Origin of the sequence: Burkholderia seminalis, assembly GCF_001718535.1 — a bacterium.
Classification (GTDB): domain Bacteria; phylum Pseudomonadota; class Gammaproteobacteria; order Burkholderiales; family Burkholderiaceae; genus Burkholderia; species Burkholderia seminalis.
This window is the reverse complement of record NZ_CP013400.1, coordinates 2979385-2993178: the sequence shown is the minus strand read 5'-3', so window position 1 is coordinate 2993178 and position 13794 is coordinate 2979385. Positions and strand designations below refer to the sequence as shown.

At 69.3% G+C, this 13794-nt stretch carries 11 protein-coding genes; 9 read left to right on the top strand and 2 right to left on the bottom strand.

Annotated features, from left to right (window positions below; all coding sequences use genetic code 11):
- Nucleotides 1-12 precede the first annotated feature (12 nt).
- Complete coding sequence (locus WJ12_RS33855; protein ID WP_069246022.1) at nt 13-915, top strand: SMP-30/gluconolactonase/LRE family protein; 903 nt, start codon at nt 13-15, stop codon at nt 913-915.
- Between the two features lie 82 nt (nt 916-997).
- On the opposite strand, the gene WJ12_RS33850 is transcribed toward WJ12_RS33855, so the two are convergent.
- On the bottom strand, nt 998-1888 hold the full coding sequence (locus WJ12_RS33850) for an amidohydrolase family protein (RefSeq protein WP_049033264.1): 891 nt from the start codon (nt 1886-1888) through the stop codon (nt 998-1000).
- Between the two features lie 169 nt (nt 1889-2057).
- On the opposite strand from WJ12_RS33850, the gene WJ12_RS33845 reads away from it, so the two are divergent.
- The 8 genes from WJ12_RS33845 (at nt 2058) to WJ12_RS33810 (ending at nt 13224) form a co-directional block, all read left to right on the top strand.
- A complete protein-coding gene (locus WJ12_RS33845) occupies nt 2058-2885 on the top strand; it encodes a p-hydroxycinnamoyl CoA hydratase/lyase (protein WP_021163522.1) in 828 nt (275 codons plus the stop codon).
- A 43-nt stretch (nt 2886-2928) separates the two neighbouring features.
- Complete coding sequence (locus WJ12_RS33840; RefSeq protein WP_034187600.1) at nt 2929-4380, top strand: aldehyde dehydrogenase; 1452 nt, start codon at nt 2929-2931, stop codon at nt 4378-4380.
- 101 nt (nt 4381-4481) lie between these two features.
- Nucleotides 4482-6386: a feruloyl-CoA synthase gene (locus WJ12_RS33835; protein WP_049031913.1), complete on the top strand. Its 1905-nt coding sequence runs from the start codon at nt 4482-4484 to the stop codon at nt 6384-6386.
- A 10-nt stretch (nt 6387-6396) separates the two neighbouring features.
- Nucleotides 6397-8148, top strand: a complete 1752-nt coding sequence (locus tag WJ12_RS33830; protein ID WP_069246057.1) for an acyl-CoA dehydrogenase — start codon at nt 6397-6399, stop codon at nt 8146-8148.
- A 134-nt stretch (nt 8149-8282) separates the two neighbouring features.
- Nucleotides 8283-8777: a MarR family winged helix-turn-helix transcriptional regulator gene (locus tag WJ12_RS33825; RefSeq protein WP_034187602.1), complete on the top strand. Its 495-nt coding sequence runs from the start codon at nt 8283-8285 to the stop codon at nt 8775-8777.
- Nucleotides 8778-9050: 273 nt separating this feature from the next.
- On the top strand, nt 9051-10256 hold the full coding sequence (gene mhpT, locus WJ12_RS33820; protein ID WP_069246021.1) for a 3-(3-hydroxy-phenyl)propionate transporter MhpT: 1206 nt from the start codon (nt 9051-9053) through the stop codon (nt 10254-10256).
- A 66-nt stretch (nt 10257-10322) separates the two neighbouring features.
- Nucleotides 10323-11471 carry a porin gene (locus WJ12_RS33815; RefSeq protein WP_034187604.1) on the top strand — a complete coding sequence of 383 codons (1149 nt, stop codon included), beginning with the start codon at nt 10323-10325 and terminating at the stop codon, nt 11469-11471.
- A 28-nt stretch (nt 11472-11499) separates the two neighbouring features.
- Nucleotides 11500-13224: a tannase/feruloyl esterase family alpha/beta hydrolase gene (locus WJ12_RS33810; protein ID WP_049033783.1), complete on the top strand. Its 1725-nt coding sequence runs from the start codon at nt 11500-11502 to the stop codon at nt 13222-13224.
- Nucleotides 13225-13299: 75 nt separating this feature from the next.
- Here the strand turns inward: WJ12_RS33810 and WJ12_RS33805 are convergent, their stop codons facing one another.
- Nucleotides 13300-13776 carry an Lrp/AsnC family transcriptional regulator gene (locus WJ12_RS33805; protein ID WP_059559204.1) on the bottom strand — a complete coding sequence of 159 codons (477 nt, stop codon included), beginning with the start codon at nt 13774-13776 and terminating at the stop codon, nt 13300-13302.
- Nucleotides 13777-13794 lie beyond the last annotated feature (18 nt).

The following is a 13794-nucleotide window of genomic DNA, read 5'->3' as shown; positions in this document are numbered from 1 at the left end:
TCGGGAGACGGCATGCAACAGACTCATCCGGCCGCGCACGCGACGCTGCTGGCAGACACCCGCAACACGCTCGGCGAAGGCGCGACGTGGTGCGACAAGGCCCGCGCGCTGTACTGGGTGGACATCGAAGGCGCGCAACTGTGGCGCTGCCGCGCGGACGGCACCGACCTCACGCCGTGGGCGATGCCCGAGCGGCTCGCGTGCTTCGCGCTGACCGACGATCCGGACGTGCTGCTCGTCGGGCTCGCCACGCATCTCGCGTTCTTCGACCTGCGCAGCGGCGCGTTCACGCGGATCGTCGACGTCGAGCCCGATCTGCCGACGCGCCTGAACGACGGGCGCTGCGATCCGTCCGGCGCGTTCGTGTTCGGGATGAAGGACGAAGGCGCCGAGCCGCCGCGCGCGGTCGGCGGGTTCTACCGGCTCAATGCGGACCTCACGCTCGAACGGCTCGCGTTGCCGCCGGCCGCGATCGCGAACAGCATCGCGTTCTCGCCGGACGGCTCGACGATGTACTTCTGCGATTCGCTGGTGCGCGAGATTTTCGCGTGCGATTACCGTGCGGGCGGCGACGTTGCGAACGTGCGGCCGTTCGCGCGGCTGACCGATGCGGACGGCGACCCGGACGGCTCGACGACCGATCGCGACGGCGGGCTGTGGAACGCGCAGTGGGGCGGCCGGCGGGTGGTGCGCTACGGGCCGGACGGGATCGAGACCGATCGCGTCGACGTGCCGACCGCGCAGCCGAGCTGCGTCGCCATCGACGGTGAAGGCCGGTTGTACGTGACGAGCGCACGCATCGGGCTCGGCGACGATGCGCTGGCGAACGATGCCGCCGCCGGCGGCGTGTTCGTCGCCCGGACCGGCTACGCGGGGCTGCCGACCGCGCGGTTCTTGGGCAAGCCCGCGAACTGAGCGCGCCGGTGCGGCGGGTGCGGGCGGCGGCGCGGTCGGTCGGGCCGCCACGCGCTGCCGGCCGCCGTCACGGCCGGACGGGTCACGACTGCCGCGCGGCCTGCAGCCCCAGCAACGCGACCGCGTTGTCTTTCAAAATCAGCGAATGCACGTCGGGCCGGAAGCCGGCGCCCTGAAAATCCTCGAGCCAGCGGTCCGGCCGGATCAGCGGAAAGTCGGACGCGAACAGCACCTTGTGCCTGAGCAGCGTGTTCGCGTATTTCACCAGCTCGGGCGAGAAGTACTTCGGCGACCATCCCGACAGGTCGATGTAGACGTTCGGCTTGTGCAGCGCGATCGACAGCGCCTGCTCCTGCCATGGCCATGAAGGGTGCGCGATCACGATCTTCATGTCCGGGAAGTCGACCGCGACGTCGTCGAGGTGAATCGGTTCGGAATACTTCAGACGCAGCCCGCCGCCGCCGTGCATCCCCGATCCCATCCCCGAATGCCCGCTGTGGAATACGGCCGGCAATCCGTATTCCGCGATCACCTCGTAGATCGGATAGGCGAGCCTGTCGTTCGGGAAGCATCCCTGCATCGTCGGGTGGAACTTGAAGCCCTTCACGCCGTGCTCGTCGATCAGGCGGCGCGCCTCGCGCGCGCCGAAGCGGCCCTTGTGCGGGTCGATGCTCGCGAACGCGATCATCACGTCGGCGTTGTCCCGCGCGAATTGCGCGATTTCCTCGTTCGGAATCCGCCGCCGGCCGATGTTCGTCTCGCAGTCGACGGTGAACATCACGAAGCCGATCCGGCGCTCGCGGTAATACGCGATCGTCTCCGGAATGGTCGGCCGACGGCCCTGCTTCAGCACGGTGCCGAAGTACTTGTCGGCCGCGTCGTCGAATGCCTTCGCGAACAGGTCCGGCGGCTGGCAGCACGACACCTCGGCATGCACGTGCGTGTCGATGGCGATCAGGTTGTCGATGTCCAAGCGTGTCTCCTCATGTCGTGATTCGTCGGCCGGCACGGCGCGAAATCGGCTGTCCGGGCCCGTTTAGGGGTTTGTCCGGAGCCGCTTCCATTCTACTTTACATATCAGGTTACCTGATAGTAAATTGGTCGCGAGTCGCACAGGGCGGCATCGTCATTGGAGAACGAAAATGGGTTACGAAGGGCGCTGGAAAACGGTGAAGGTCGAGGTCGAGGGCGGGATCGCATGGGTGACGCTGAACCGTCCGGACAAGCGCAACGCGATGAGCCCGACGCTGAACGCGGAGATGATCGACGTGCTGGAGGCGATCGAACTCGATGCCGAGGCGCAGGTGCTCGTGCTGACCGGCGAGGGCGACGCCTGGACGGCCGGGATGGACCTGAAGGAATATTTCCGCGAAGTCGACGCGGGCCCGGAAATCCTGCAGGAAAAGATTCGCCGCGACGCGAGCCGCTGGCAGTGGCAATTGCTGCGCATGTATGCGAAGCCGACGATCGCGATGGTCAACGGCTGGTGCTTCGGCGGCGGCTTCTCGCCGCTCGTCGCGTGCGACCTCGCGATCGCGGCCGACGAAGCGGTGTTCGGCCTGTCGGAAATCAACTGGGGCATCCCGCCGGGCAACCTCGTCAGCAAGGCGATGGCCGACACCGTGGGCCATCGCCAGGCGCTCTACTACATCATGACCGGCGACACCTTCACCGGCCCGCAGGCCGCGCAGATGGGGCTTGTCAACAAGAGCGTGCCGCGCGCGCAGCTGCGCGACGAGGTGCGCGCGCTGGCCGCGAAGCTGCTCGACAAGAACCCGGTCGTGATCCGTAACGCGAAGCACGGCTTCAAGCGTTGCCGCGAGCTGACCTGGGAGCAGAACGAAGACTACCTGTACGCGAAGCTCGACCAGGCGAACTACCGCGATCCGGAAGGCGGGCGCGAGCAGGGCCTCAAGCAGTTCCTCGACGACAAGAGCATCAAGCCGGGCCTGCAGGCGTACAAGCGCTGACGCGCGCCGCCGCACGCAACCGGATCCGAGTGGAGACACGGAAATGCACGAAGTGAGTTTGTTGATCGACGGCGTGTCGCGCGGCGCGTCGGACGGCGGGACCTTCGACCGGATCGATCCGGCGACGGGACAGGTGGCGTCGCGCGCCGCCGCGGCGACGCTTGCCGACGCGGACGCCGCGGTCGCGGCAGCGGCGCGCGCATTCCCCGCGTGGGCCGCGCTCGCGCCGACCGAGCGCCGTCGGCGGCTGCTCGCGGCGGCCGACCGGATGGACGCGCGCGCGGGCGAATTCATCGAAACCGGCCGCGCGGAAACCGGTGCGATGGCGAACTGGTACGGCTTCAACGTGATGCTCGCGGCGAACATGCTGCGCGAGGCGGCCGCGATGACCACGCAGATCGACGGCGCGGTGATCCCGTCGGACGTGCCCGGCAGCCTCGCGATGGCCGTGCGCCAGCCGTGCGGTGTCGTGCTCGGGATCGCGCCGTGGAATGCGCCGGTGATTCTCGCGACCCGTGCGCTCGCGATGCCGCTCGCCTGCGGCAACACGGTGGTGCTGAAGGCGTCGGAGGGGTGTCCGGGCGTGCACCGGCTGATCGGCAGCGTGCTGCACGACGCAGGGCTCGGCGACGGCGTGGTCAACGTGATCACGCATGCGCCGCGGGACGCGCCGGCGATCGTCGAGCGGCTGATCGCGAACCCGGCGGTGCGCCGCGTGAACTTCACCGGTTCGACACGCGTCGGCCGCATCGTCGCGACGCTCGCCGCGCAGCACCTGAAGCCGGCGCTGCTTGAACTCGGCGGCAAGGCGCCGGTGCTCGTGCTCGACGACGCCGATCTCGACGCGGCGGTCGAGGCGGTCGCGTTCGGCGCGTTCTTCAACCAGGGGCAGATCTGCATGTCGACCGAGCGCGTGATCGTCGATCGCAAGGTTGCCGATGCGTTCGTCGAACGGCTCGTCGCGAAGGCACGCACGCTGAAGGCCGGCAACCCGGCCGCGCCGGGCGTCGTGCTGGGCACGCTCGAAAGCGCGGCCGCCGCGCGGCGGATCGCGGCGATGGTGGACGACGCGCGCGCGCACGGCGCCGCGCTGCCGCTCGGCTGTGAAGTCGACGGCGCGGTGATGCAGCCGACGATCGTCGACGGTGTCACGCGCGACATGCAGCTGTATGCGGACGAATCGTTCGGGCCGGTGGTGACCGTGCAGCGCGTCGACGGCGACGCCGCCGCGCTCGCGGCCGCGAACGACAGCGAGTACGGGCTGTCGGCGGCGGTGTTCAGCCGCGATATCGCGCGCGCGATGCAGGTCGCGAAGCAGATCGAATCGGGCATCTGCCACATCAACGGGCCGACGGTGCACGACGAGGCGCAGATGCCGTTCGGCGGCGTGAAGGCAAGCGGCTACGGCCGGTTCGGCAGCAAGGCGTCGATCGCCGAGTTTACCGACCTGCGCTGGATCACGGTCCAGACCACGCCGCGTCACTACCCGATCTGAGCAGTTCCGGGCGCCGCGGCGCCCCAGTTAAGACAACGACACAATGAAGTCTCCGCCCGGCGCGCGTACGCGCGCCGGGCGGAACCGACCGGAGACAGAACTTGGATGCGGATCCGACCCAACTGCGCGACGCGGCTGCCGCACAGCGCGTTCCCGCCGGCTATCGCCCCGTGGCGATCGGCACGGCACCGCCGGAGATCGTGCAACGCGACGGCTGCTGGACCTTGCGCGCGACGACCCCGCTCGGCGCGTACCCGCACCGGCTGACCGACCGGCTCGCGAGCGGCGCGCGCGCGCATCCGGACCGCTGGCTGGTCGCGCGGCGCGGGCCCGACGGTACGTGGATCGGCATCACGTATGCGCAGATGCTCGAGCGCGCCCGCGCGATCGGCCAGGCGCTGCTCGATCGCGGGCTGTCGGCCGAGCGGCCCGTCGCGATCCTGTCGGGCAACGACCTCGAACATCTGCAACTCGCGTTCGGCGCGATGTGGGCCGGCATTCCGCATGCGCCGCTGTCGCCTGCGTATTCGCTCGTGTCGAGCGATTACGGCAAGCTGCGCCACGCGCTCGCCGTGCTCACGCCGGGGCTGGTCTTCGCGTCGGACGGCGCGGCGTTTCGTGCCGCGCTCGACGCGGCGGTGCCGCCTGATGTCGAGCGCGTGGTCGTGTCGGCACCCGACGGGATGGACGGCGTCACGCGTTTCTCGTCGCTGCTCGACACGACACCGGGCAGCGTCGATGCCGCGCACGGTGCGATCACCGGCGACACGATCGCGAAATTCCTGTTCACGTCGGGGTCGACACGGCTGCCCAAGGCGGTGCCGACCACGCACCGGATGCTGTGCAGCAACCAGCAGATGCTGCTCGAGACGTTTCCGCAGTTCGGTCTGGAGCCGCCGGTACTGGTCGACTGGCTGCCGTGGAATCACACGTTCGGCGGCAGCCATAACGTCGGCATCGCGCTGTACAACGGCGGCACGCTGTACATCGACGACGGCAAGCCGGTCGCCGGCAAGTTCGGCGAGACGCTGCGCAACCTGCGCGACATCGCGCCCACCGTGTATTTCAACGTGCCGAAGGGCTGGGAAGAGCTGACCGCGGCGCTCGAGACGGATGCCGCGCTGCGCGAAACCTTCTTCTCGCGCGTGAAGATGTATTTCTTCGCGGGCGCCGGACTGTCGCAGGCCGCGTGGGACCGGCTCGAGCGCGTGACGCTCGCGCACTGCGGCGAGCGCATCCGGATCATGGCGGGCCTCGGGATGACCGAGGCCGCGCCATCGTGCATGTTCACCACCGGGCCGATGTCGGGAGCCGGCTACATCGGCCTGCCCGCGCCCGGCTGCGACGCGAAGCTGGTGCCGGTCGACGGCAAGCTCGAGGCGCGCTTTCGCGGGCCGAACGTGATGGCCGGTTATTGGCGCGCGAGCGGCGACGACGCGCGCGAGGTATTCGACGAGGAGGGCTACTACCGCAGCGGCGATGCCGTGCGTTTCGTCGATCCCGCGCGACCGGAGATCGGCCTGATGTTCGACGGGCGCATCGCGGAGGATTTCAAACTGTCGTCCGGCACCTTCGTGAGCGTCGGGCCCATGCGCGCGCGGATCGTATCGAACGGCGCGCCGTACGTGCAGGACGCGGTCGTCACGGGGATGAACCGCGACGACGTCGGCGTGATGATCTTCCCGCGCATCGACGATTGCCGTCGCCTGGCCGGCGCGGCACCGGATGCCGATGTGCGCACCGTCCTGCAGGCGCCCGCGGTGCGGGCGTTCTTCGCGGACCTGCTCGAGCGCCTGAACCGCGACGCGACCGGCAGCGCGACGTTCGTCACGCGGCTGTGCGTGCTCGATACGCCGCCTTCGCTCGATCTCGGCGAAGTCACCGACAAGGGCTCGATCAACCAGCGTGCGGTGCTCATGCACCGTGCGGCGGTGGTCGACGCGATGTACGAGCCGGGCGCGGCCGACGCGGGCGTGATCGTCGCCGGCACGGCGTACCGGGCATGAGGTGCGCGCGATGAGCAACGCGTATTGCGCGCCGTTGCGCGACATGCTGTTCGTGATCGGCGAATGGCTCGATGCGCCGGCGCTGTGGCGCCGCGTGCCCGACTGGGCGGAGCTCGACCTGTCGACCGCCGGGCAGGTGCTCGACGAAGCCGCCCGCTTCGTGGTCGAACGCATCGCGCCGCTCGATTCGACCGGCGATCTCGAGGGCTGCCGGTTCGACGGTACCGGAGTGACGATGCCGGCGGGCTTTCGCGATGCGTACCGCGACTACGTCGACGCCGGCTGGCCGACGCTGGCGCTCGACGCCGATTGCGGCGGCCAGGGGCTGCCGCATCTGCTCGACGTCGCGCTGCAGGAGATGCTCGCGGGGGCGAACCATGCGTGGCTGATGTCGCCGGGGCTCACGCACGGCGCGGTGGCGTGCCTGCGCGCGCACGGCGGCGAGCGCCTGAAGCGCGACGTGCTGCCGAGGATCGCGAGCGGCGAGTGGCTGACGACGATGTGCATCACCGAGCCACAGGCGGGCAGCGATCTCGGCCTGCTGCGCACGCAGGCAGTGCCGGACCCGGCCGCCGACGGCTACCGGATCAGCGGCAGCAAGCTGTTCATCACCGGCGGCGAGCACGATCTGACCGACAACATCGTGCACCTCGTGCTCGCGCGGCTGCCCGATGCGCCGGCGGGAACGAAGGGGCTGTCGCTGTTTGTCGTGCCGAAGTGGCTCGACGCGCCGGGCGGCCGCGTGCGCAACGGCGTCTGGTGCGACGGCGTCGAGAAGAAGATGGGGCTGAAGGCAAGCCCGACCTGCACGATGCGTTTCGACGCGGCCGCGGGCTGGCTCGTCGGCGAGCCGCATCGCGGGCTCGCATCGATGTTCGTGATGATGAACGCGGCGCGCCTGCAGGTCGCCATGCAGGGTGTCGGGCATGCGCAGAGCGCATGGCAGGCCGCGTCGGCCTATGCGCGCGAGCGCGTGCAGGGCAGGGCGGCGCCGATCGCGCAACACGCCGCGATCCGCCGCATCCTGCTCGATGCGCAGGCGATCGTCGAAGGCGAGCGCGCGATCGGCTACTGGATCGCGCACTGGCTCGACGTCGCCGCGCACGATCCGCAGCCGCCGGCACGGCTCGCGGCGTCGCGGCTGGCATCGTTGCTCACGCCGGTTGCCAAGGCGTTCTTCACCGCGAACGGCTTCGCGGCCGCGTCGAACGCGCTGCAGGTATTCGGCGGCTACGGTTACGTTCACGAATACGGGATCGAACAGACGGTGCGCGATTGCCGCGTGTCGATGCTGTACGAAGGGACCAACGAGATCCAGGCGATCGATCTGCTGGTGCGCAAGGTGCTGGGGGATCGCGGCGAGGCGCTGCACGCGCTGCTCGAGTTGATTCGCACGGAAGCCGCGCAGGGCGTCCAGGCGGCAGCGGACGAGCGGGTGAGGGACGCCGGGGCGCGCGTCGCCACGCTGTGCGCGGAGCTCGAGCGCGTGACGGCCGGCGTGATCCGCGCGAGCGAGCACGATCCGGATCTGCCCTACCGGGTCGCGGACGACTATCTCGCGCTGGTCGGCTGGCTGCTGCTCGCGTTCGCGTGGGCGCGCACGCTGCGCATCGTCGGCGATTCGCCGGGAGACGATTCGTTCCGTGCGGGCAAGCGCGCGGTCGGCACCTACTTCTTCGACTATCCGCTCGCGGCGTTCGCACACCGGCTCGCGCTGGTGGACGCGGGCTGCCGCGCGGCGTTGCCGGTTGCCGCGGCATAAGGTTTGTCCGAGCCGGGCGTGGATGGCCCGGGGCGGCTCGCCGGCCGGCACGAGCCGCCGTGCGGGCCGATATACGGGCCGATAGACGGACCGCGTGAGGTAAGATGGCCCGCGATCCTCCTTCCGACACGTTCATGAGTTCGACACCCGTCAAACCGGCCGGCACGAAACGCACGGCCCGCGCCAGCGAAGCCAGGCCGCGCATGCGTTCGCAGCAGCGGCTTACCTACCTGATCGGCAATCTCGACCGGCTGCTGCGCCGCCAGATGAGCGATGCGCTCGCGCCGCTCGGTGTGACGCTCGCGCAGTACACGGCGCTGTCGGTGCTCGAGGCGCGCGGCGCGCTGTCCAATGCGCAACTCGCGGTGCGCTCGTTCATCACGCCGCAATCCGCGAACGAAGTGATGGTTGCTATGGCCGCCCGCGGCTTCGTGACGCGCGAGGCCGATCCCAGCCATGGCCGCGTGATCCTGCTGCGTCTGACCGACGAGGGCTCGGCAATCCTGCGCGACTGCGAGCGGGTGCTGCGGCCGCTCGAGCGCCGGATGCTCGGGGACGACGTGAACGCCGACGACGTCGAGCAGGTTCACCGCACGCTCGAGCTGTTCGTGCGCAACCTGCGCGACTGAGCACGCCGCCGCGTCTTTCGTTCCGGTTTCTCCGGCCGCGCCGGGCCACGCCGCGGCGTGGCCCGGGTTGCGAACGGGTTGCGGGTTAACACCGCGCTCGCGACACTTGAAATATCAGGTTACCTGTTATTAAATCATCCCGTCCCTCGACGGGATTTTCTTTCGGGTTATTAATCAGGCTACCTGATAAATTAACGAGACCCGATCACGATAAAGCAAGGACACCGCGCATGCGTTCCGCGTATGCCGCGCGAGTCACGGTTAGGAGACGACATGGATACTTCCGTTGCCGCAAGGCCGGCCGTCGCGACGACGCTCGGCCTGTGTTTCGCGATCGCATTGCTCGAGGGGCTCGACCTGCAGTCGGTCGGCGTCGCGGCACCGCGCATGGCCCACGAATTCGGGCTCTCGGTTTCACAGATGGGACTCGCGTTCAGCGCGGGCACGTTTGGCCTGCTGCCGGGCGCGATGCTCGGCGGCTGGCTGGCCGACCGGATCGGCCGCAAGCACGTGCTGATCGCGTCGGTCTGCCTGTTCGGGCTGCTGTCCATCGCGACCGCGCAGGTGTCGAGCTTCGCGATGCTGGTCGCCGTTCGCGCGCTGACCGGCCTCGGCCTCGGCGGCGCGATGCCGAACCTCATTGCATTGTCGTCGGAAGCGGTCGACGCACGCTCGCGCAGCAGCGCGGTGGCCGTGATGTATTGTGGGATTCCGTTCGGCGGCGTGATCGCGTCGCTGATCGGCGTGCTGCTCGCAGGCGACACCGAATGGCGGCACATTTTCTATGTCGGAGGCGTCGGCCCGCTGCTGCTCGCGCCGCTGCTGCTCGCCCTGCTGCCCGAATCGCGTGCGTTCCTCGACGTCAGCGCATCGGGCGCGGCCCGTCCCAGCGTCGGACAGACGCTGTTCGGCGGCTCGCGCACCGGCACGACGCTGGCGTTGTGGCTCAGCTACTTCTGCACGCTGATCGTGCTGTATTTCCTGCTGAACTGGTTGCCGTCGCTGATGGCCGCGAAGGGGCTCGCGCGCAGCCAGGCCGGGATCGTGCAGATCTTCTTCAACATCGGCAGCGGCCTCGGCGTGCTCGGCATCGGCATGTCGATGGACCGCTTGCGTCCGTCGCGCGTGGTCGGCGGCATGTACGCGGGGATCGTGCTGTCGCTTGCCGCGCTGGCGATCGCGCCCGGACTCCTGTGGCTGTCCGCCGCCGCGTTCGCGGCCGGGATGTTCGTCGTCGGCGGCCAGTCGGTGCTGTATGCGCTGGCCGCGATCTATTACCCGACCGCGATGCGTGGCACCGGCGTCGGCTCCGCCGTTGCCGTTGGCCGCCTCGGCTCGGTGGTCGGGCCGCTCGCCGCCGCCGAGCTGCTCGCAATGGGCCGCAGCGCGCCCGTCGTGATCGGCGCGAGCATTCCCGTCACGCTCGTCGCGGCCGTCGCCGCGCTGCTGCTGATCCGCCGCCCGCAGGCGGACGACTGAGGTTTCGCTTTTTTCGATACGCGCCGTCAGAGCGCGCCATTCAACATGGTCTGGAGACGCAACGATATGAAGACGAAGACAAGGAACGGCCTGCTGGCCGCCGGCGCATGCTGCGCGCTCGCCGCAACCGGCGCACACGCGCAGTCGAGCGTGACGCTGTACGGGATCATCGACACGGGCGTGGAGTTCGTGTCGCACGCGAACGCGGCCGGCGATCACGTGGTGCGCATGCCGGGCGTGACGGGCGAGCTGCCGTCGCGCTGGGGGCTGCGCGGCACGGAGGATCTCGGCGGCGGTTATCAGGCGGTGTTCACGCTCGAAAGCGGCTTCAACGTGCGCGGCGGCGATCTCGGCCAGGGCGGCCGGCTGTTCGGCCGGCAGGCGTTCGTCGGGCTGAAGGGCGGCTTCGGCACGCTCGCGTTCGGCCGCCAGTACACGATGACCTACCTCGCGCTGCAGGGCGCGGACATCATCGGCCCCGACATCTACGGGCTCGGCTCGTTCGACGCCTACGTGCCGAACGGCCGCGCCGACAACGCGGTGACCTACCTCGGCACCTATCGAGGCGTGACGCTCGGCGCCGCGTATTCGTTCGGCCGCGACGGCGCGGGCACCGGCAACTCGCCGGGGCAGGGGACGTGCGCCGGGCAGGTGCCGGGCGATGCCACCCAGTGCCGCAACTGGTCGGTGATGCTCAAGTACGACAGCGCGTATTTCGGCGCGGCAGCGTCGTACGAGGAACAGCGCGGCGGTACCGGCGCGGCCGCCAACTTCTTCGACGGCATCGCCCCCGTCGCCTTCACCAGCAGCGGCGGCAAGGATGCCCGCACGCACGTGAGCGCGTACGCGCAGGCCGCCGGCGCGCGGATCGGCGCGGGCTGGATCGGGCGGCGCGTGTCGACCGGTTCGCCGGCCGCGCCCGGCGCGCATTCGGACCTGTTCTTCGTCGGCGCGTCGTATGCGGTGAAGCCCGATTTCGTCGTCGACGGCGAAGGCTACCGGATCGTCAACACCGCGCACGACACGCGCGCGACGATGGCGACGCTGCGCGCGACCTATCTGCTGACCAAGCGCACGGCCGTCTATGCGCAATCGTCGTATCTGTGGAACAGCGCGCACGCACGCTACGCGGTCAGCGGCGGCGGGCCCGGTACGACGCCGGGCGAAGGGATGGGGCAGCTCGGCGCGATGGTCGGCGTGCGGCACATGTTCTGATCCGGCAGCCAGACAAACGGGAGATATCTTGAACAGGAAATCTGCATTCCTCTGCATCGCGCCGCTCTCCGCGGCGGCCATGCTCGCCGGTTGCGGTGGCGACGACTCGGTCAGTTCCACGCCGACCCACCTGAGCGCCGCGACGCCGGCCGCGATGGCGCAGACCTGCGACGCGCTTGCCGCGAAGCTCGCGTATGCGAACACGTCGTTCACGTCGGTGACGACCGCGGCCGCCGGCGCGCTGACGGTGGCCGGCAAGCCGATCGCCGAGCACTGCGTGATCGAAGGGAAGATGAACGAGCGCGTGAGCGCGGTGGACGGCAAGACCTATGCGATCGGCTTCGAGATGCGCTTGCCGAAAGCGTGGAACGGCCGCTTCTTCTACCAGGCGAACGGCGGGCTCGACGGCAACGTCGTGACCGCGACCGGCGAGATCGGCGGCGGCGGGCCCCTGACCGACGCGCTGAACCAGGGTTTCGCGGTGATCAGCTCGGATTCCGGGCACAGCGCCGCGCAGAACCCGCTGTTCGGCCTCGATCCGCAGGCGCGGATCGACTACGGCTACGGCGCGGTCGATGCGCTCACGCCGATGGCGAAGCAGGTGATCCGGCTCGCGTACGGCAAGGCGCCCGATCGCAGCTATTTCGGCGGCTGCTCGAACGGCGGCCGTCACGCGATGGTCACCGCCGTGCGCAACCCGGCCGACTACGACGGCATCATCGCGGGCGATCCGGGTTTCCATCTGCCGAAGGCGGCGATCGGCGAGATGTACGGTGCGCAGCAGTTCGCGAAGATCGCGTCGGCGACCGGCGCGAACGGGCTGCCGGATATCCGCAGCGGCTTCAACGATGCGGAGCGGCAGTTCGTCGGCGCGAAGATCCTCGAGAAATGCGATGCGCTCGACGGCGCGGCCGACGGGATGGTGCAGGACGTCGCCGCGTGCCAGGCGCATTTCAGCGTCGAGGCCGATATCCCGACCTGCGCGAACGGCACCCGCACGGGCGCCTGCCTCACGCCCGCGCAGAAGACCGCGCTGGAGAACGTGTTCACGGGGGCGCGCAACAGCGCGGGCACGGCGCTCTACGCGAGCTTTCCGTACGATCCGGGCGTGGCCGGCGGCGGCTGGGCCGCGTGGAAGCAGTCGAATTCGGTCTCGCTCGATCCGGCCGCGATGGCGTTCACGTTCATGACGCCGCCGAAAACCGCCGCGGCGCTCGCGAACCTGCCTGGTTTCGCGCTCGGCTTCGACATGGACAACGATGCACCGGCGATCTTCGCGACGAACGGCGTGTACACGCAATCTTCATGGTCGTTCATGACGCCGCCCGACGAGACGAACCTGTCCGCGCTGAAGGCGCGCCGCGCGAAGCTGCTCGTCTATCACGGCACGGGCGACCCGGTGTTCTCGTTCAACGATACGCGCGACTGGTATGCGAAGGTCGCGCAGGCGAACGGCGGCGATGCGTCGGATTTCGCGCGTTTCTATCCGGTGCCGGGGATGAACCACTGTTCGGGCGGGCCGGCGGCCGACCAGTTCGACATGCTGACGCCGCTCGTCGCGTGGGTCGAGCAGGGCCAGGCGCCCGCCGCGATCGTGGCCGCCGCGCGCGACACGACCAACGCGGTGCCGAATGCGGACGTGCCCGCCTCGTGGGGCGCGGGACGCACGCGGCCGTTGTGCCCGTATCCGCAGGTCGCGCGCTACAACGGCTCGGGCGACGTGAATTCGGCGGCGAGCTTCAGTTGTCGTTGACGTAGCCGTCGACGGGAAGCGGCCGGCGCGGGCAGTCTCGCGCCGGCCGTTTCATTTTTGCCGGCAGGCGCGTACTTACTCGCCGAGATCGAGCGGCACGTCGAGCCCGACCTTCACGCGGCTCATGCTCACCAGCGTCTTGAACCGCTTCACGTTGTTGTTCGCGAAGAACAGCTCGCGCGTGAGCGCGTTGTACTGATCCATGTTGCGCACCGCGAGGATCAGCACGAAATCCCATTCCCCCGTCACGTAGTAGCACTGCTGGATCTGCGGACAGCGCTCGAACGCGCGCTTCATCGCATCGAGCTGATCGATCTGCTCGCTCTCGACCTCGACGTTCACGACGATCGTCAGCGGATGGTCGACCTTGTCCGGCGCGATCACGGCCGTATAGCGCTCGATCACGCCGTCTTCCGCGAGGCGCTTCAGCCGCCGGTTCACGGCGGCGGTCGACAGGTTGACGCGCGCGCCGAGCTCGGCCTGCGGCGTGTGCGCGTCGCGCTGCAGCTCCGCCAGCAGCTTGCGGTCGAACGCATCGAGTGGGGTCGTCATGATCGCGCGTGAGCCTTC

What these genes read in the sequence shown, in the direction of transcription:
- WJ12_RS33855 (WP_069246022.1), top strand. Translation starts at nt 13, where the DNA reads ATGCAACAGACTCATCCGGCCGCGCACGCGACGCTGCTGGCAGACACC.
- WJ12_RS33845 (WP_021163522.1), top strand. Translation starts at nt 2,058, where the DNA reads ATGGGTTACGAAGGGCGCTGGAAAACGGTGAAGGTCGAGGTCGAGGGC.
- WJ12_RS33840 (WP_034187600.1), top strand. Translation starts at nt 2,929, where the DNA reads ATGCACGAAGTGAGTTTGTTGATCGACGGCGTGTCGCGCGGCGCGTCG.
- WJ12_RS33830 (WP_069246057.1), top strand. Translation starts at nt 6,397, where the DNA reads ATGAGCAACGCGTATTGCGCGCCGTTGCGCGACATGCTGTTCGTGATC.
- WJ12_RS33825 (WP_034187602.1), top strand. Translation starts at nt 8,283, where the DNA reads ATGAGTTCGACACCCGTCAAACCGGCCGGCACGAAACGCACGGCCCGC.
- mhpT (WP_069246021.1), top strand. Translation starts at nt 9,051, where the DNA reads ATGGATACTTCCGTTGCCGCAAGGCCGGCCGTCGCGACGACGCTCGGC.
- WJ12_RS33815 (WP_034187604.1), top strand. Translation starts at nt 10,323, where the DNA reads ATGAAGACGAAGACAAGGAACGGCCTGCTGGCCGCCGGCGCATGCTGC.
- WJ12_RS33805 (WP_059559204.1), bottom strand. Translation starts at nt 13,776, where the DNA reads ATGACGACCCCACTCGATGCGTTCGACCGCAAGCTGCTGGCGGAGCTG.